Source organism: Parasphingorhabdus litoris DSM 22379, assembly GCF_020906275.1.
Taxonomy (GTDB): Bacteria; Pseudomonadota; Alphaproteobacteria; order Sphingomonadales; family Sphingomonadaceae; genus Parasphingorhabdus; species Parasphingorhabdus litoris.
Genome location: NZ_CP086727.1, coordinates 48,176 through 65,831 on the forward strand (window position 1 = coordinate 48,176; position 17,656 = coordinate 65,831).

The 17,656-nt window shown below is 52.7% G+C and carries 25 protein-coding genes; 13 read left to right on the top strand and 12 right to left on the bottom strand.

Translation table 11 applies throughout. The features are described 5' to 3' along the window. Positions 1–36 precede the first annotated feature (36 nt). On the top strand, positions 37–990 hold the full coding sequence (locus BS29_RS00270) for a TauD/TfdA family dioxygenase (RefSeq protein WP_229954949.1): 954 nt from the start codon (positions 37–39) through the stop codon (positions 988–990). On the opposite strand, the gene BS29_RS00275 is transcribed toward BS29_RS00270, so the two are convergent. After that, positions 983–2,698 carry a solute:sodium symporter family transporter gene (locus tag BS29_RS00275; protein WP_229954950.1) on the bottom strand — a complete coding sequence of 572 codons (1,716 nt, stop codon included), beginning with the start codon at positions 2,696–2,698 and terminating at the stop codon, positions 983–985. The two genes, BS29_RS00270 and BS29_RS00275, sit on opposite strands and share 8 nt — an antisense overlap. A gap of 173 nt (positions 2,699–2,871) precedes the next feature. On the opposite strand from BS29_RS00275, the gene panC reads away from it, so the two are divergent. Together panC and BS29_RS00285 are read left to right on the top strand one after the other, a co-directional pair. Continuing rightward, positions 2,872–3,711: a pantoate--beta-alanine ligase gene (gene panC, locus BS29_RS00280; protein WP_229954951.1), complete on the top strand. Its 840-nt coding sequence runs from the start codon at positions 2,872–2,874 to the stop codon at positions 3,709–3,711. Positions 3,712–3,885: 174 nt separating this feature from the next. Then, positions 3,886–4,182: an SEL1-like repeat protein gene (locus BS29_RS00285; RefSeq protein WP_229956900.1), complete on the top strand. Its 297-nt coding sequence runs from the start codon at positions 3,886–3,888 to the stop codon at positions 4,180–4,182. A 95-nt stretch (positions 4,183–4,277) separates the two neighbouring features. Here the strand turns inward: BS29_RS00285 and BS29_RS00290 are convergent, their stop codons facing one another. From BS29_RS00290 to BS29_RS00310, 5 genes are read right to left on the bottom strand one after another with little or no spacing between them, the layout of a single operon-like run. Continuing rightward, positions 4,278–5,444 carry a GNAT family N-acetyltransferase gene (locus BS29_RS00290; RefSeq protein ID WP_229954952.1) on the bottom strand — a complete coding sequence of 389 codons (1,167 nt, stop codon included), beginning with the start codon at positions 5,442–5,444 and terminating at the stop codon, positions 4,278–4,280. 15 nt (positions 5,445–5,459) lie between these two features. Continuing rightward, a complete protein-coding gene (locus BS29_RS00295; protein ID WP_229954953.1) occupies positions 5,460–6,239 on the bottom strand; it encodes a glycerophosphodiester phosphodiesterase family protein in 780 nt (259 codons plus the stop codon). Beyond that, the gene (locus BS29_RS00300) at positions 6,211–6,678 is read right to left on the bottom strand and encodes a RidA family protein (protein WP_229954954.1); all 468 of its coding nucleotides are present in this window, start codon (positions 6,676–6,678) and stop codon (positions 6,211–6,213) included. Before BS29_RS00300 ends, BS29_RS00295 begins: the two co-directional genes overlap by 29 nt. 13 nt (positions 6,679–6,691) lie before the next feature. Continuing rightward, positions 6,692–7,366 (bottom strand): HAD family hydrolase, encoded by a 675-nt coding sequence (locus tag BS29_RS00305; protein ID WP_229954955.1) that lies wholly within the window; start codon positions 7,364–7,366, stop codon positions 6,692–6,694. Further along, positions 7,363–7,650, bottom strand: coding sequence for a DUF3572 domain-containing protein (locus BS29_RS00310; RefSeq protein WP_229954956.1), 288 nt, complete (start codon positions 7,648–7,650; stop codon positions 7,363–7,365). Before BS29_RS00310 ends, BS29_RS00305 begins: the two co-directional genes overlap by 4 nt. A 53-nt stretch (positions 7,651–7,703) precedes the next feature. Between BS29_RS00310 and BS29_RS00315 the strand changes: the two genes are divergently transcribed. Next, the gene (locus BS29_RS00315; RefSeq protein WP_229954957.1) at positions 7,704–8,072 is read left to right on the top strand and encodes a response regulator; all 369 of its coding nucleotides are present in this window, start codon (positions 7,704–7,706) and stop codon (positions 8,070–8,072) included. 38 nt (positions 8,073–8,110) lie between these two features. Here BS29_RS00315 and rpmG read toward each other — a convergent pair whose 3' ends face one another. Next, complete coding sequence (gene rpmG / locus BS29_RS00320) at positions 8,111–8,278, bottom strand: 50S ribosomal protein L33 (protein WP_108811670.1); 168 nt, start codon at positions 8,276–8,278, stop codon at positions 8,111–8,113. Here rpmG and BS29_RS00325 point away from each other — a divergent pair. From BS29_RS00325 to BS29_RS00340, 4 genes are all read left to right on the top strand, one after another. Further along, positions 8,277–8,441, top strand: coding sequence for a hypothetical protein (locus tag BS29_RS00325; protein ID WP_229954958.1), 165 nt, complete (start codon positions 8,277–8,279; stop codon positions 8,439–8,441). The two genes, rpmG and BS29_RS00325, sit on opposite strands and share 2 nt — an antisense overlap. Before the next feature lie 40 nt (positions 8,442–8,481). Beyond that, a complete protein-coding gene (locus BS29_RS00330; RefSeq protein WP_229954959.1) occupies positions 8,482–8,817 on the top strand; it encodes a hypothetical protein in 336 nt (111 codons plus the stop codon). Positions 8,818–8,828: 11 nt separating this feature from the next. After that, positions 8,829–9,395 (top strand): TMEM165/GDT1 family protein, encoded by a 567-nt coding sequence (locus BS29_RS00335; protein ID WP_229954960.1) that lies wholly within the window; start codon positions 8,829–8,831, stop codon positions 9,393–9,395. A gap of 133 nt (positions 9,396–9,528) precedes the next feature. Beyond that, positions 9,529–9,993 carry a Dps family protein gene (locus BS29_RS00340; protein WP_229954961.1) on the top strand — a complete coding sequence of 155 codons (465 nt, stop codon included), beginning with the start codon at positions 9,529–9,531 and terminating at the stop codon, positions 9,991–9,993. A gap of 126 nt (positions 9,994–10,119) precedes the next feature. Here BS29_RS00340 and BS29_RS17495 read toward each other — a convergent pair whose 3' ends face one another. Continuing rightward, on the bottom strand, positions 10,120–10,806 hold the full coding sequence (locus tag BS29_RS17495; protein ID WP_326838482.1) for a cold-shock protein: 687 nt from the start codon (positions 10,804–10,806) through the stop codon (positions 10,120–10,122). A 188-nt stretch (positions 10,807–10,994) separates the two neighbouring features. Further along, positions 10,995–11,357 carry a DUF4870 family protein gene (locus BS29_RS00355; RefSeq protein WP_229954962.1) on the bottom strand — a complete coding sequence of 121 codons (363 nt, stop codon included), beginning with the start codon at positions 11,355–11,357 and terminating at the stop codon, positions 10,995–10,997. Positions 11,358–11,501: 144 nt separating this feature from the next. Here BS29_RS00355 and BS29_RS00360 point away from each other — a divergent pair, with 144 nt between their 5' ends. From BS29_RS00360 to rpoN, 5 genes are all read left to right on the top strand, one after another. Next, on the top strand, positions 11,502–12,119 hold the full coding sequence (locus BS29_RS00360) for a ribonuclease D (RefSeq protein WP_229954963.1): 618 nt from the start codon (positions 11,502–11,504) through the stop codon (positions 12,117–12,119). A 57-nt stretch (positions 12,120–12,176) separates the two neighbouring features. Next, positions 12,177–12,821: an LPS export ABC transporter periplasmic protein LptC gene (lptC, locus tag BS29_RS00365; protein WP_229954964.1), complete on the top strand. Its 645-nt coding sequence runs from the start codon at positions 12,177–12,179 to the stop codon at positions 12,819–12,821. 3 nt (positions 12,822–12,824) lie between these two features. Beyond that, on the top strand, positions 12,825–13,370 hold the full coding sequence (locus BS29_RS00370) for an LptA/OstA family protein (protein ID WP_229956902.1): 546 nt from the start codon (positions 12,825–12,827) through the stop codon (positions 13,368–13,370). A 249-nt stretch (positions 13,371–13,619) separates the two neighbouring features. Next, a complete protein-coding gene (gene lptB / locus BS29_RS00375; RefSeq protein WP_229956903.1) occupies positions 13,620–14,381 on the top strand; it encodes an LPS export ABC transporter ATP-binding protein in 762 nt (253 codons plus the stop codon). Between the two features lie 19 nt (positions 14,382–14,400). Continuing rightward, on the top strand, positions 14,401–15,924 hold the full coding sequence (gene rpoN / locus BS29_RS00380) for an RNA polymerase factor sigma-54 (protein ID WP_229954965.1): 1,524 nt from the start codon (positions 14,401–14,403) through the stop codon (positions 15,922–15,924). On the opposite strand, the gene BS29_RS00385 is transcribed toward rpoN, so the two are convergent. From BS29_RS00385 to BS29_RS00395, 3 genes are read right to left on the bottom strand one after another with little or no spacing between them, the layout of a single operon-like run. Continuing rightward, complete coding sequence (locus BS29_RS00385; RefSeq protein ID WP_229954966.1) at positions 15,921–16,442, bottom strand: GNAT family N-acetyltransferase; 522 nt, start codon at positions 16,440–16,442, stop codon at positions 15,921–15,923. The two genes, rpoN and BS29_RS00385, sit on opposite strands and share 4 nt — an antisense overlap. A gap of 24 nt (positions 16,443–16,466) precedes the next feature. Further along, complete coding sequence (locus BS29_RS00390; RefSeq protein WP_229954967.1) at positions 16,467–16,679, bottom strand: DUF5818 domain-containing protein; 213 nt, start codon at positions 16,677–16,679, stop codon at positions 16,467–16,469. Next, on the bottom strand, positions 16,679–17,650 hold the full coding sequence (locus BS29_RS00395; RefSeq protein ID WP_229954968.1) for an oxidoreductase: 972 nt from the start codon (positions 17,648–17,650) through the stop codon (positions 16,679–16,681). The genes BS29_RS00390 and BS29_RS00395 overlap by 1 nt, the downstream gene beginning before the upstream one ends. Positions 17,651–17,656 lie beyond the last annotated feature (6 nt).

The following is a 17,656-nucleotide window of genomic DNA, read 5'->3' on the forward strand; positions in this document are numbered from 1 at the left end:
CCTGCCCAATCCCATAAATGGCGTCCAATCTGACACATGGCTGAGAGTAAGAGAATGAAACAACAGCAATGGCACGACAATGCTTTTCCGCAAATCATTGAGGCAGACGGAACAGACAACCTCTCGGAATATTTGACGAGAGCAAAACCGCAGCTTGATATCGATCTTGCAAAAACCGGTGCCATATTGTTCCGGGGGTTTGCAGTCCCGACAGTTAATGATTTTGATTCTGCGGTTGAGGCCTATGGGGAAGAGAATTTTCCTTATGCGGATTCACTTTCCAATGCGGTTCGGATAAATCTGACACCGCGTGTATTCACCGCCAATGAAGCGCCGCCAGAAACCAGCATTTTCCTACACCATGAAATGGCGCAAACGCCGATCTATCCTTCCAAGCTATTCTTTTATTGCAATATTGCGGCAGCAGAAGGTGGCGCTACACCCATTTGTCGGTCCGATATCCTGCTGGAAATATTGCAAGATGAAAACCCACACCTAGTTGATGATTTTGCAAATAAAGGTGTGCGCTACACCCACAGCATGCCCGGGCAAGATGACGCGGCTTCCGGCCAGGGCCGGAGTTGGCGCAGCACGTTGGGCGTGGAGGATCAAGATTCTGCCGAGACACGCCTCAGCGACTTGGGCTATTCATGGCAATGGCTTGAGCATGACGCATTACGGGTAACATCTCCGCGATTGGATGCGGTGCGGACGCTATCCGATGGTCGCCGCACATTTTTTAATCAGCTAATCGCAGCCTATCGCGGCTGGGCGGATGAGCGCAATGATCCGGCCAAATCAATCTGTTTTGGAGATGGCAGTGCGATCGCAGCTGACCAAATGCAAGTGGCGATTGATCTCGCCGACGAGTTGAGTTTTGATTTACAATGGCAGTCCGGTGATGTGGCCCTAATTGACAATTTCCTGGTGATGCACGGCCGCAGACCATTTAAAGGTAAGCGCAAAGTGCTCGCTTCTTTGATTAAATAGTCGCTTTCCGGCTGTCTGATTTTGCAGCCCAGGCCCAGTAAATGATGTTAGCCAGGAAGATCGAGAATAGCAGCGTGTAAAAGAGACTGCTCAGGCCAATTCCAGAGGCTAATCCGATTGGCGAGAACAGCAAATAGAGACCAACAACACAGGAAAACAAAGTTGCTGCCAAAGGTTTGGCAAAGCGCCATGGAGTAAGATCGACTTGCGCATTAGGTGTGAACTTCCAGGCGGTTTCGCGGGGCTGAACATAGCCACATGCGAGCATGATGGCGACTTCGATGAAGAACAGGATGGCATATTGATGCAGGAAATGCAGCGTGATTGCTTCGTCAAAAACAAATCGTAACGATGCATAAGCTAGGACATGAAAAACTATTGCAATTTTTGCGCCCAGCGCGGGTACGCGTCTGGTGAATAGGCCGACAATCACGATGGCGACCGTTGGGATATTATAGAATCCTGTGAAAATCCGTATGATCTGCCATAACCCTTGCTCAGCAAAATAGAGCAACGGTGCAACGACAAATGAAAATAGCGCGATTACTATGCTGGCAATTTTCGCAACCCGCACCAATTCCTGATCACTTGCCTTTCCCTTCCTCCAGGGCTCGTAAACATCCAGACAGAATAAAGTGGCAGCGCTATTGAGCAGCGAGTTGAATGAACTGAAGACAGCGCCGAGTAAAACAGCCAGGAAGAACCCAGCGAGATATACTGGCATCACATCCTTGATCAGGCGCGGATAGGCCTGATCTATCGAACCGAGGCCAGGGCCATAGAGATGAAAAGCAATCACTCCCGGGATCATCATCATGAAAGGCACAAGCACTTTAAAGAAGCCTGAGAACAGGACACCTTTCTGTCCTTCGGCGAGGGATGCAGCACCCAACGTGCGTTGAATGACATATTGGTTGGTGCACCAGTAGAACAGATTGGCAAACAACATACCGGTAAACAGCGTGCCAAATGGCGTGGGGTCATCCGCTTTGCCAATGGCATTAAGTTTGTCTGGGTGATCGCCAATCAATTTGGCCATACCTGTGCCGAAATTTCCATCACCCAACGCCATCAGGCCGAGCACAGGCACCAATATACCGATAAACAGAAGGCCTATGCCATTGATAGTATCCGAAACCGCAACCGCCTTCAGCCCTCCGAATATGGCGTAGATCGAGCCGATCACACCTATTATGACGACAGTTGTTACCAAGGCTTCGAAATAGCCCAGATTCAGCAATTCGGGGATGTTGAACAGCTGCATCACGGCGATCGAACCGGAATAAAGCACGGATGGGATCGTCACCAAGCCATAGCCGAGCATGAACAAAATAACCGACATGCGCCTGACATCAGCATCGAACCGATCATTTAAAAACTGGGGCAGGGTGGTGAACGCACCGGCAAGATATCGTGGGAGGAAAATAAGAGCCATGGCGATGGTTGCGACGGCCGCGGTAACTTCCCACGCCATGCTGCTCAGATTATATCCATAAGCAGAGCCATTAAGGCCAATTAATTGCTCTGCCGAAAGGTTTGTCAGCAAGAGCGAGCCAGCGATAAAGACGCTGCTCAATCCACGCCCGGCGAGGAAATAGCCATCCTTGCTATCGACGCTGCCACGGGTTTTGCGCCATGAAATCCACGCAACCAGGCCCATGAAGAAAATGCAGCTAGCCAGCGTCAAAATGAGATTATCTTCTATCAACCAGCAAGCTCCCCACCCCCGCTATATGACAATAGCGCATCGTTATGAGGAGTTTACGACAATTAGACGGAACAGGATAGCTGCCATTTTTTGATATCTGGCGCGCCTAACGGCGACCGTTGCGGCATGGGTCACAAGATACTAAGCGGGTAGTCCACAAATATTGAGGCCATATGCAAATCATCCGAAAGATCGATCCGCTCCGTGACGCTCTAAGCGCGCTGCGGCAAGAGAAGTCCAGACTGGGCCTGGTGCCCACAATGGGGGCGCTTCATGCCGGGCATATGCATCTGGTTGAAACTGCGATGGACCAATGCGATGCAGTGGTTGTCTCGATTTTCGTGAATCCAACGCAATTTGGTGAAGGCGAAGACTTGGATGCCTATCCACGTCAAGAAGCGGCCGATGCTGCTCTGTTGGAAGAAGCTGGCGTCGATCTGGTCTGGGTACCAACTGTTGACCAGGTCTATCCCGAGGGTTTTGCCACGAATGTCAGCGTCAGCGGCGTCAGCACGGGTCTGTGCGGCGGCTCGCGACCAGGTCATTTTGATGGTGTCGCCACGGTCGTGGCCAAATTATTCAACCAGATACGACCAGATGCCGCCTTTTTTGGGGAAAAAGACTATCAGCAACTTGCTGTGATAAAACGAATGGCGCGTGATCTCGATTTCACGCATGATATTGTTGGTGTCCTGACGGTTCGCGATGATGACGGCCTCGCATTGTCTTCGCGCAACGCTTATTTGACGCCTGAACAACGTGGTCAGGCGGTCGCATTGCCCGACACGATGCGTGAAGCTTCGGAAGCCATTGTCCAGGGCGGTGATATTGCTGTTATCTTGCGCGACGCGAGCGAAAAATTACTCGCATCCGGCTTCCATAAAGTCGACTATTTCGAATTGAGAAATGCCGAAACGCTTGAAAATATGACTTTTTTTGACAAGCCGGCCAGACTTTTGGCTGCAGCGCATATCGGGACTACCAGGCTGATTGACAATATCGCTGTAAGCTAGGGCAGGCGCGGGATGCGTTAACCTTGCAAAAACATGTAAAATGTAAGTTTTTCGACATTTTTCCCGCTTGATCGGCAAGTTTTTGCAGATCCTGTTAACCATTCTTTTAAGAAATTGCTGTGAAAGTCCATCTGTCGCCAAATGAGGCGCATTAGGAACAGGGACTTGAAGACTATGGGCAACAGCATGAAAAGCGCAGCCTTTCTTATAGAAAGCCGGCTCGCAGAAGCGGCTCGGGGCAGTAGCAATGCTTATTTTGATCTGGGGGTAATTTATTCAACCGGTTCAGAGGGTGTGGAGGTTGATCTGATTGAAGCGCATAAGTGGTTTAATCTGGCATCGCTATCCGGCCATGACGAAAGCAAGGTCTGCCGTGCAGAAATTTCACTGGAAATGACGGCTCGCGAAATTGCCGAAGCACAGCGCGAAGCACGCAGCTGGCTGCAGGAAACCTCTCGCCGGGCTGCCTAACTAGGCTCAGTACATAATTCGCGCTCACCCTGAGCTTGTCGAAGGGTAGGCTGCAAAAAATGCTTCGACAGGCTCAGCATGAGCGCGAAGTAGAGTTAACCGGATTTCTTGAACGGCCCCATTTCGGCCAGAAATTCGATATCGGCGGCAACTGCCCGCCGTTCTCGGTCCAGATAGTCGGCGATGGCTGACCGGAAACCGGGATCCACGATATAATGAGCGGACCAGGTCGGCACAGGCTGATAACCGCGAGCCAGTTTATGGCTGCCCTGCGCGCCTGCTTCGACATATTTCAGTCCGCGCGCGATGGCCGCATCAATCGCTTGATAATAGCAAATTTCGAAATGCAGAAACGGCACATCGCGGCTGCAACCCCAATAGCGGCCGTATAAGGTCTCCGCGCCGATCACATTAAGAGCACCGGCAATCGGGATACCGTCCTGAAGCGCCAAGATCAGTAGCAGCTTTTCGCCCATTTTCTGGTGCAGAAGATCAAATGCAGCCCGTGTCAGATAGGGTGTTCCCCATTTGCGGGCACCAGTATCCTGATAAAATTGCCAGAAATAGTCCCAATGTTCATCGGTGATATCATCGCCGGAAACATGGATGATCTCGGCTGCCTCCTGTGCCTTTCGGCGTTCCTTTTTTATCGCCTTGCGCTTGCGGGATGAAAGCGCCGCGAGAAAATCGTCGAAGCTGGCATAATCATCATTGCGCCAGTGAAACTGGCTGTCTGCGCGGATCATCCATCCCGCTTCTCGGAAAAAATCGAGCTGGTTTTCCGCTACAAAAGTCGCGTGAACCGAAGAGATGCCGTTATTGGCTGTCAGCTGCTCGGCGGCGCGCAATATCGGTACGGCCATACTTTCGTCTTTCAACAACAGGCGCGGTCCCGGGACAGGGGAGAAAGGGGAAGCAATCTGGATTTTCGGATAATATTGCCCGCCGGCATTTTCAAAAGCATGCGCCCATTGCTGATCAAAAATATACTCACCCTGACTATGGGATTTCAGATAGCTGGGTAGGCATGCGGCGATCTTTCCCGCTTCATCCTCGATGATGATGGGCAGGGATTTCCACCCGGTCCCCGGCCCTACGCTGCCCGATTCCTCCATCGCCGACAGGAAGGCATGGGATATGAACGGGTTGGTCGTACCCGCACAGGCGTCCCACTGATCCGCTGACAAACTGGCAATATCATCAGCCACACGGGCGACAATTCCGGTCGGATTGTTGGTTGGTGGCGGAGGAGATTCTGACATGTGGCGTGAATGGTATCAGCTCTGCGGCATCTCATAAACTGGTTCATCAGCATGTATCGCTGCGATTTTCTCTTGGCTTGCAGTGCGGACCGTCCAAGTGACGACTGGCAGGCCTCTCTTGCGGTTTGATGCAGCAAAGGATGATGGAAAATCGCGGATATCATAAGCCAGAAAATCGGGCTTTGCGGTCCATAGGCTCTGATGCCGCGCGATCCGTCCTTTGAGGTTCTTGCTACCCTCTTCGGTCACGACCAGTCCGCGCACGATATGTGCCGCATTCTTTCGGAACCAGGCGGATACGAGCGGGTTGAATGACATGATCGCCGCCTTGCCGGTATAGCCTTCCAGTGCTCGTCGCACAGAAAGGCACAGGGGGCCGACGCGCATATCATTGGACTTGATTTCGATCAGTATCGGTACCTGTCCGGCAACTTGTGCGAGTGTGGCGCGAAGGCGTGGGATTTTCCCATGTCCGTCGTTGAGGTCGATCTGGTCAATATCGCTGGCGCGCAGATTGGCCAGCTTGCCCTTCTCTCCGGTCAAGCGATCCAGCCCGAAATCATGAAACACAAAGGCGGTGCCATCTTCGGCGGCCTGCACATCGCACTCAATGCCATGTCCGCGTTTTATCGCGGCGTCGAAGGCGGCAGGACTATTTTCCAGAACATCCCCATTTTGTGAGGGGCCATGTAGCCCGCGATGGGCATAGGGCTGACCTTTCAGAAATGCGACCCGGGCCGGTTCGGGCGCCGGTGCGAGCAACGCATCAAGCCGGCTTGATAGCGACAATGGCATCCACCTCAACCGCAACGCCAAGCGGAAGCGCAGCGACACCGACAGCGCTGCGCGCATGTTGCCCGGCGGCCCCAAAAATGACCTCCATCATGTCAGAGCAGCCATTGGCGACTTTGGGGTGATCGGTATAATCGGCCGTGCTGTTAACGAACACGCCCAGTTTTACGATTCTGTCAACCCGGTCCAGTGATCCCGTCGCCTGCTTGATCTGGGCTGCGATCATCAGCGCACAGGCTTTGGCCGCCTGCTGTCCTTCCTCGAGAGTCATACCATCGCCTAACCGCCCGGTTATCAGTTTGCCGTCGGCCATTGATACCTGACCGCTGATATGGAGCAATCCGTTTATTTCCACAGCGGGGACATAGGACGCGACCGGCGCAGCCGCTTTGGGAAGCTCTATGCCCTTGTCGTTCAATGCTTTTTCAATCGTATCTGTCATAGCGTCAAATCAATCATGTCTTGGCAAATCGGTCAAGCTCTTCTGGCGGCAAATCGATCGCTGGGGCGGCTTTTCCGGATTCAAATTTGTCGATGATCCAGTCAAGCGCATCAGACCACAGGTCGATACGGTCATGAGCGGCGGGATTGGTCTTGATATGCTTGGCCAATATCGGTTCGCCAACCATTTGCAGCCGCCAGACATCAGGCGCATATTTCGCCACGCTGCTGTGTTGATGCCCCAGATCATCGACAAACACGGCCACGCTGGGATTGTAATCGGCGACGATTTTCGCCAGCGGTTCACCCTTGCCGCCCTGATTACAAAAAACCGGAAAATCAATGCCAACGGCGCGCAGCTGTTCTGCACGCGCTTCCCGGCGGTCATCGAGCAAGTTGGTGAGGATCACGACGTCGGCGGCTTCGGCTAGCCGGTTTATGGCTTTGACGGCACCATCAATGGCACCTTGCCGATACATTTCACCATCAAAAAATTCCTTTAGCATTGGCCAGACGGCGTCCTGCGGGACCAGCGTGCCGTCATGCTTGTGGCGCAGCGCGTCTACAAAACTACCGGATTCCAGATCGAAATGGATATGCTTGTCAGCATCCAGCCAATCGCGGAACGGCACGACCATATGCAGCAATACTTCATCGCAGTCGCTTATCAGAAGCGGCTTCTGGCTCATGTGAAATCTCCGGGATTGTTTAGATATTGGGCCGCGACAGCCAATTTTTCAGGCGGAACACCGATGGCGTCGGCGCAGGCAACCAGATCGGGTTCATGATTAGCAAGAAAACCCAGAAGCGAGGAAAGCATCGCCGGGTCTTCCAAACCAGAGCGCAGCTCTCTGGGATCCAGGCCGGTCAGGGCGAGCAGGCGCTGTGCGCGATCTTCATCCTGCAACACCCAGCCAAGGGCTTGTAGTGCCAATATTTCGGTTTCTGCGGAGATATTGCTATTTGTTTCCATTTCGGCTTTCGCCTAAAGGGTTAACTGGGCGTTTGGAAGGGGCAAGTCGCACCGTGGCAAAAAGAGTTCTGGTCGTAGAAGATAATGAGCTGAACCTGAAACTGTTCTGCGACCTGCTGCGCGCGCACGGTTTTGTTGTCGAACCGGTGAAAGATGGCCGGGAGGTATTGGACAAAGCGCGCAGTTTCGTCCCCAATCTGGTGATCATGGACATTCAGTTGCCGCATGTCAGCGGTCTTGATCTGATAGAGCAGATCAAAAAGGACGGGCAGCTTAAGATTATCCCGATCATGGCGGTGACGGCTTATGCCGGAAAGGGCGATGAAGACCGGATATTAAGTGCCGGGGCCGAGGCTTATGTTTCAAAGCCCATATCAGTGGCAAAGTTTATCGAATCGGTGCAGGGCGTCCTACAACGTTAATCGCGATTGAACTTTTCAAATTTTCGGCAAAAAAGCGATTATTTGATTTTCGCTTCTTTGAATTCGACATGCTTACGCACGATCGGATCATATTTACGCTGCACCATTTTTTCGGTGAGATTGCGCGGGTTTTTGCGCGTTACGTAGAAAAAGCCGGTATCCGCCGTGCTGACGAGTTTGATTTTTACATTGGCTGGTTTCGCCATGGCGCATTCCTTAAAAAGCAATTTTCTGAAAAAGCGGCTTGTCCAAAACTCGGCCCAATCCGCATTAATTGAGCGCGCTAATGCTGAAAGTGGCGGTGATTGTCAAGAAAAAGCCGTTTTCGTCAGCCGTGAATCTGTTGAGGCATCATTTACTGCCCTTTAACCATATTTTTGCATGGTCGGCCGGTTAATGAGGCAATGCTATGGATCACGATCAAAATCTACTCGTTCAGGCTGAAATGCTAACTCTGTTGGAGGGCATGCCATCCTCGTTGGTGGAGAAGCATCCCGTACAGTTTCTGATGCATCTCGACCAGATACGGCAAAAAGCAGCACAGCATCATCTGACAGCTTTGCATGATTTGAGCTGTGCTTTTGAATCGGCTTTGCAGCAAGCATTGCAAAATGGCAAAGGGGTGTTGGTGGCAGATTCTTATCTCGCAGCCATGCAAGAAGCTCTGACGTGCGGTCCGATTAACCGCTCTATGTCGGAGGCGCTTTTGGCCAATGTGGCTTTGCGACTGGGCGGCCAGCCTTAACGATCAGTCTTGTGGATGCATTTCTCACTTCGCTATTTGCTTTGCTCCTGGCAGAAATGGGAGATCGGCCACAAATATTATGTGCTGCCCTGGCCATACGCTATGGCCGATTAACGCCTATTATCTTGGGATTGGGTTTGGCGACCCTGTTAAATTGCCTGATCTCAGCTTTTGCGGGTTCCATGGTCAATCAATGGATCAGTGAAGAACCATTGCGGCTTTTTTATGCACTTTCCCTGCTCTTGGCGGGAATCGGTATGCTGGCGTGGCGGCGACCAGTGGATTTGCTTGAAAATTGGACGATAGGGCCATTTTGGACATCCTTTTTGGGGCTATTCATCTTGCAGTTTGGCGATAAAGGCCAATTCATACTCGCGGCGACCGCCGCTCGTACTGATGCGTGGGCATTTGCCGCTGCAGGCGGATGGATTGGTGTGATGTTGGCCTGTATTCCGGCGCTGATTTTTCAGGAAAAGCTGGCTCAAATGATCCCGATAAAGCCCATCCGTTATACTGTCGGCGGTCTCTTCTTGCTTATAGGCATGGCATTGGCGCTAAGCGCCTGGGGAATCTTATAAAATTGTAATATCGATTATTATACAATTAAAAAATCGATAAAAGCGATTAGATTGAGCCGTGTTTTGCGTTGGCTCCGTTTGATGAGGCTTACTATATCCATCGCATAACGACGGTAAACCGATGGAGATTGATATGACCACAGGTGACAATGCAAGAAAAGCCCTGGCTGATTCCCTGAATGGAGTGTTGGCCGACAGCTTTGCGCTCTATTTGAAGACCAAGAACTTTCACTGGCATGTATCCGGCCCGCATTTCCGGGACTATCATTTGATGTTTGATGAGCAGGCGACGCAAATTTTGTTGACGACAGATGCCATCGCCGAGCGTGTCCGAAAAAATGGACAACGGACCCTGACGTCAATCGGGGATATATCCAAACGGCAAAATATTGCTGATAATGATGCCGAGAAATTGTCTGCTGAGGATATGCTCAAAGAACTGCGTCAGGACAATTTGTCACTGGTAGAGAATTTGCGGGCGGCCAAGGAGCTAGCGGGTGAAGCCGGCGATAATGCGACAGATGGTATCATCGACGATTGGACCGATCAGGCCGAAGAAAGAGCCTGGTTTCTTCTAGAAAGCGCGCAGAACGCTTGATCCAGACAAAATAGAGCAGAAAAGGGGCCCCGGATGTCGATCCGCAGGCCCCTTTCGCTGTTTACGCCATCTTCGAGAAAAAATAGCGGGCTTCTGTCCGCTAATTCTTTTCCATATGGTCTAAATCTATTTGGAAACGAGGTTCACCGCTGCCGTTTTGCCGCGGCGATCAATTTCCAATTCAAATTCCAGCTTGTCGCCTTCTTCCAGACCGTTCATTCCAGCGCGTTCCACTGCTGAGATATGAACGAAGGCATCCGGTTGACCATCATCGCGCTGGATGAAGCCAAAGCCCTTCATGCTGTTGAAAAACTTGACGGTGCCGCTTGCTTTCTCACCGGTCAATTCACGCTGTGGCGGTCCACCACGGTCATCACGCCCAGCAGATTCAGGGACTTCGATCAAGTCACCTTCTATCTGAATATCTGATGCAGAGACTTTGCCACCGCGATCCACGAGCGAGAACCGGAGACCTTGCCCTTCGGCAAGGCCTTTGAGGCCCGCACGTTCGACTTGACTGATATGCACAAACACGTCGTCGCCGCCCGTATCCTGGACAATGAATCCGAAACCTTTTTGCGCGTTGAAAAATTTAACTTTACCGGTGCTTTCGCCGACAACCTGGTCTGGCATTCCGCCACCGTGGCCTCCGCCATGACCGCCGCCGCGCTGTCCACCACTATAGCCGGTGTCGGGCCGCGTGTATCTCTCTATTGGGGGGCCGCTATCGCCTTGATATCCATCAAAATTCTCATCACCAAAGCTATCACGCTTGTCCCGGCCTCTGCCACGCCGGTTTCTATCAAAACCCATTCTTGAATCGTCTTTCACTTCGTCCAATAAATCTAATCAAATGTCGATGCGGACGATGGCACGAGCATTTTCTTACGCGAATCCCGATATTGCGCGGTGTAACCATATAGAAAAACCATGGCTTGTGCGAACAAAATTCCGCACAAGGTTAATTTCTATTCAATCCCGATATTGCGCAAAGATGTTTTTTAAAAGAGCCAGGTCTTCGGATCTTCAATGGGCTCTTGTTTCTGGGCCTTCAGAAGCGCCAGAAGCGAACGCACGAAAACCCAAACGGCAACCGCAATCAGGATCGGAATTCCGATCAGTACAATTGACAAAATGACACCGATCACGCTCCCCACCAAACCAACAACGAAAGTCATTATGTGGAACTGTAAATGGCTTTCTTCCCAAGTGCCTGCCACTTCGTCTTTCCAGACAAAGGCGAGAACAATGCCGACCAGACCGGTTATGCCCACGAAAAACCCAGCCAAATAGAGCAGCGAAATAATCGTTGCTTTATTGAGGTCAAAACCGCCTGAAGTCGGTTGTGGTGTTTGGTCGGCCATTGCAATTTTCCCCTTTTACCGCACAAATTCTGTGCTTTATCAGCAATCTAATTCTTGCTGTTTATCCCATGCTGCGGCACATACTATAGCGCATCAAAGTTTTTTTTGAACTCTTTTCGAATTCACGGATATGGAGCAAGGCTGATGGCCGTATTTTTTCACGAAGAAGACCTGCCTGCAGGCGCGTTGGCAGATGGCGCAGTTGCTGTTGATACGGAAACTATGGGCCTGCAAACATTACGGGACAGGCTGTGTTTGCTCCAGATATCCGATGGCAATGGTGATGAACATCTTGTCCGTTTCAATCCCGGCACCGACTATGCGGCTCCCAATTTGCGACAGATATTGGCTGACCCTGATCGCATAAAACTTTACCATTTTGCACGCTTCGATCTTGCCGCAATCGAATATTATATGGGCGTGATGGCAGAGCCAGTATTCTGTACCAAAATCGCATCACGTTTGATCCGTACCTACACGGATCGGCATGGCTTGAAGGAATTGGTAAGGGAATTGCTGGGTCAGGATATTTCCAAGCAACAACAATCGAGCGATTGGGGCGGCCCAGAACTGAGCGAAGCACAGCGCGAATATGCAGCTTCGGATGTTCGGTTCCTGCACCGGTTGAAAGATGAACTCGAAATGCGTCTGGAGAGGGAAGGGCGCACCGCCATGGCCCAGGCCTGCTTTGACTTTCTTCCGCATCGCGCGCGTCTCGATATAGCAGGTTGGCCAGAAACTGATATATTCGCCCATGCCTGAGGTAGATCCGAATTCAGCCTTTATACATTCAAACCAGCGCTTTAAATATAGGTAGAGATGACTACCACGACCGAACATATCAAAACCAAGCGCCAGCAATTTGCATCGCCGGGCAGTAGCCATGACCGCAACATCCGTTGGCTGCGTGTGCTGTTGCCGCTGGGTGTCGGCGCTTTAGGCGCGTTGCTGGCATTGGCACCATTTACAATGAGTGGTGAGATCAGTTTTGTTCTCGATAAGAACAGCGTCGATGTTGCGAAAGAACGTATGCGTGTAACCGAAGCCCTCTATCGCGGTGAAGATAGCCAGGGTCGGCCGTTTTCAATCAAGGCCGGATCGGCGGTACAGAAAAGCTCGCAAGAAGCAGTGGTCCAGCTCAAAGATTTATCGGCACGGATATTGTTGAATGACGGCCCTGCCCAGATCCGCGCCGGCGCAGGGCAATATGATATGGATCGCGAGGACGTCAAAGTTCCTGGCGCCGTTCAGGTGGAAAGCGCGGGTGGGTATCGACTGACAACAAATAATGTGACCGTGGATTTAAAAGGCCGAACATTGAAAAGCGATGCGCCGGTTGAAGGCCGGACTAACATTGGGACATTTCGGGCAGACAGTTTGCGAGCGGATATGTCGGAACGCACGGTCACCCTCGACGGCAACGCAAAGTTGCGTATCGTGCAAAACGGACTAAGAGGTCGGTAAATGATCAAAACTTCCTTTCTTGCAGGCTCCACAGGAGCGTTGATTGCCACGGCGACCGTTGTTGCGCTCGCGGTACCGGCACCCGCCCAGGTTTTTGGCGGCCACAACAGCAATGCTCCGGTAAATTTCGATGCTGGCCGCATCGAGGTACAGGATCGGGCTGATCGTGTTGTCCTTTCGGGCGCAGTGCGGGTTGAGCAGGCTGGCCTGGTACTGAATTCTGCTCGCATGACCGTTGCCTATCGCAATACCAGCGGAATTGAGGTTGATCGGATTGATGCATCAGGCGGTGTAACCATTCGCAAGGGCGGTGATACGGCGACAGGCAATGTGGCGATTTACGATTTGAACCGCCGTTTGATCACGTTGGTAGGCAATGTTACCTTGACGCAAGATACCAACCGATTGTCGGGCGGCCGTGTGATCATTGATCTTGCATCAGGCCGATCGACGATAGACGGCCGTGCAGCAGGTGGATCTTCCATAGGAACGCAAGATTCCAATGGCCGTGTTTCCGGCACGTTCACGGTTCCCCAGCGCCAAGACTGAACATATCCCAATCGGCGAGCAAGGTTAATTTCCGAAGCCACTGACGCTTCCGCTTTGTCAATCGGAGAACGCTAACCAAGCTCAAAATGGCGCCAAAAAGAACCATTTTCGATCAATCATGCATAAAGCTTGCCAATTTCGAGTAAATTGGGCCATGTTGTTAACCATTACACAATCTTATCGGGTACAAAACAGGGCCAGAGTTAAAGGACCAAGATGAACGACACGACGACTTTTGAAGCGGCTGAGATGATTGATCGCGGCTCTGCGATGACAAGTGATGCCATGGAACATGGGCTCGCTGTTGTGTCGATAGCCAAGAGCTATGACAAGCGTTCTGTTCTTTCCGATGTATCCTTGTCCGTCGGCCGCGGGGAAGTGGTTGGACTGCTGGGGCCAAATGGTGCGGGAAAGACAACCTGTTTCTATTCGGTAATGGGTTTGGTGCGTCCGGATTCCGGACGGATCATGCTGGACGGTGAAGATATCACGCCCTTGCCCATGTATCGCCGGGCGATATTGGGCCTTGGTTATCTGCCCCAGGAAACATCGATTTTTCGTGGGATGACGGTTGAACAGAATATTCTTGCCGTTCTCGAAATGGTCGAAAATGACAAGGACGTGCGTGCGGAAACATTGGACCGCTTGCTTGACGAGTTTGGTCTGACACGATTGCGCGATTCTCCAGCCATGGCTTTATCTGGTGGTGAACGTCGCCGCTGCGAAATTGCGCGCGCTCTGGCGGCCAGTCCGTCCATCATATTGCTGGACGAACCCTTTGCCGGGATTGACCCGATTTCCATTGCCGATATTCGCGATCTTGTGGTGCAATTGAAAAACCGCGGCATTGGTGTTCTGATCACGGACCATAATGTCCGTGAAACACTGGATATCGTGGACCGCGCCTGCATCATTTATGATGGTCAGGTTCTGTTCGCCGGTAGCCCCGAAGCACTGGTCAAAGATGAAAATGTCCGGCGCCTCTATCTGGGCGAAGGCTTTGCGCTGTGATTAGGCGGAGATCTGCATAATGGCTTTAGGGCCGCGTCTTGACTTAAGGCAGAGCCAGTCGCTGGTGATGACGCCGCAGCTGCAGCAGGCGATCAAGCTGCTGGCTTTATCCAATTTGGAACTCGAAACCTATATTGCCGAAGAGATAGAGAAAAACCCGTTACTTGATACCGGCGATGTCAGTGCCGAGCCCAAAGGCGATGAAAGCCGTGATAGCGGGGATGACCTTCCGCCAGAGCCGGGGACCCAGGGCAGTGACGAGATATTGTCGTCCGGACCGGCCGAGGCCGAGTCCACGCTCGATATGGCTGGTGATGCCGACCAGTTTTCCAACAACAGCCTGAGCGAAAGCGATGGGGCGCTCGACGGTGGTCTGGGTATGAATGGCCCGGCCGCATCAGGCAGTGGCGCCGTTGGCGGCGAAGCGCCGGACTTTGAGAATATGCTCGTCGCCGAAACCACGCTGGCTGAGCATTTGATGGAACAGGCGGGTGCGATATTGTCGGGCAAAGACCTGTTTATCGCGCAGCATCTTATCGATCAGATTGACGAATGTGGTTATTTGCAAGCCGATCTGCTGGAATTTGCGCACCGGCTGGGCGTGCAGTTGGATGACGTGAAGCGTATCTTGATCGAGGTTCAAAGCCTTGAGCCGGTTGGTGTTGGGGCACGGGATTTGGCGGAATGTCTGGCGCTGCAGGCGAAGGAAGCCGATCGCTATGATCCCGCGATGGCGCGGCTGATCGACAATCTTGACCTCCTCGCCAAAGGGGCTTTGCCACAACTGAAACGCATGTGCGGTGTGGATGATGAAGATCTGATGGACATGATTGCAGAAATCCGCGCCTATGATCCCAAGCCCGGTTGCAAGATCGGCGGCGGCGATGTGCAGGCCGTGGTGCCGGATATTTTCATTGCCGAGCGCGGCGGCAAATGGCTGATCGAAGTGAACAGCGCAACCCTGCCCAAGGTTCTTGTGAATCGCACCTATTATGCGGAACTGAAAGATGGCGCGCAGGACAAGGCGTCCAAGGAATGGCTCAATGACTGCATGGCCGATGCCAGCTGGCTGGTGAAAGCGCTCGACCAGCGGCAACGGACGATCATCAAAGTGGCGACAGAAATTGTTAAGCAGCAAGAGAATTTCTTCCGCGAAGGGGTGGAGCATTTGCGGCCGTTGACACTGAAAAATGTCGCCGACAAGATCGAGATGCATGAATCGACGGTCAGCCGGGTGACATCCAACAAATATCTCTCCTGTTCTCGCGGCACGTTTGAGCTCAAATATTTCTTCACCAGCGGCATTCAGTCCTCGACCGGAGGAGAGGCGGCATCGGCGGAAGCAGTGAAGAGCCATATCAAAGCGCTGATCGACAATGAGGATCCGAAGAAGATTCTCTCGGACGACAAGCTGGTCGCTTTGCTCAAAGACAAAGGCTTCGATATCGCGCGGCGAACGGTCGCCAAATATCGCGAAGCGCTGGGACTTGGCAGCTCGGTGCAACGCCGCCGTCAAAAAGCGCTTGAGGGCAAGGCGGCCTAGCCTGCCCCAATCTCCTTTCGTAACACCACAAATTCCAGTTCTTGCGTCTTCGGCAGACCATAGCGCGGATCATCGAGCGGGAAGGGCCGCCGCTCGCCGGTTTGGCTATATCCCCGCCGCTCATAATAGGCGATCAGATCGGCGCGCTGGAGAATGACGGTCATTTCTATCACCCGCGCCTGCCAGTTTTCGGCAACATAGCGTTCCGACGCGTGGAGCAATTTCTTGCCTAGCCCACCCGCTTGACGATCAGGATCAACGGTCAACAGGCCGAGATAGGTGACCCCCTCTTTAACCCGCATCAGTTGAACACAACCGGCAATATCAGCATCGTCCATAGCGAGTAGGATGACCTGATTCTCATCCGCCAATATTTCCCGCAGAGCCTCCAAATCGGTTCTCTGCCCGCCCAGCAAATCGGCTTCATGGGTCCAGCCGCGCTTGGCGCTGTCACCGCGATAGGCACTTTCGACCAATCCGTGCAGGGCAGGGAGGTCTTGCGCCCTTGCTGCGCGCATATTCAACTCTTGCCCCGTCACTATTTAGCTCCCGTCCGCTAGCCGCACGCCCTCGGCCTCGATCTGGTCATCACCGATCAGCAGCCCGGTGACGATCACTCGCTTTTCGACTTCATCAATCGGTGTGCGCAGCAGCTCGAGCCGATAGCGCCGGCCATCATCGGACTGCAGAACAAAGCCTGTGCCATCGCGGACCAGCAGGCCGGCATATTCGCTGTCATTCGCGCTTTCTTTCATCAGGCTGCTGCGAGCAAGGCCTCGCTCAATTCCCACAACCGTTCGGCGGCATCATCGTCGCAAGCATGGGGCGCGACACAGGCAAAGGGCGGTGAATTTTCGTCCATCAACTGGGCAACATCGCAATCCTCACAGTAAAGCCCGTGCTTGTCGTTCAGTAGCGGCGAGGTCGCGGCCCATAGGCTGGTGGTGCAACCTTGCGCCGGGGTTTTAAATCCGGTTTTCGCCAATTCCGATGGTTCACCATCCTTGTCCAGCCAGCCCAATTCGATCTGCTCCTCCACCGGCAAATGGCGCTGCAGCGGCGTAAAAATGCCGCCCGGATGTACCGAAAAGGCGCGCCCGCCAAAGCCTGCCATCCGCCGACTGAGCGCGTTGGCGAACAGGGCATTGGCGCTCTTGGACTGGGCGTAGGAGGTCCATTTATTATATTCGCTATTTTCGAACTGTATATCGTCCCACAAAATGCCATTGCGTTTATGGGCGATCGAAGAGAGCGCAACGACGCGCGGCGCTTCGGCTTTTTCGAGCAGGGGCATCAATCCTTTGGTCAGGGCGAAATGGCCCATATGGTTGACGCCAAACTGGCTTTCCCAACCGGGTCCGACCCGCTCTAACGGACAAGCCATAATCCCGGCATTATTGATCAGGAGGTCCAGCTGACTCAGGCTTCCACACATGGCATCGGCAAATTTCCGCACCGAAGCAATGTCCGACAAATCCATGGTTGCCGATGATACATCGCCCTCCACGCCCGACAGATTGTCCGCCGCCTTGGCTTCATCGCGCACAGGCACGATAACCTTTGCACCCTTGGCGGCCAGCGCCCTTGTCGTTTCCAGACCAATGCCGGAATAGCCGCCGGTGACAATTGCGATCTTGCCGGTCAGGTCAATGTCAGCCAGCACGTCCTGCGGTTCGCTCTTCGCTGGAAAGCCGGAACCGAGTGGTTTTTGATCTGCTGCTGCCATATCGAA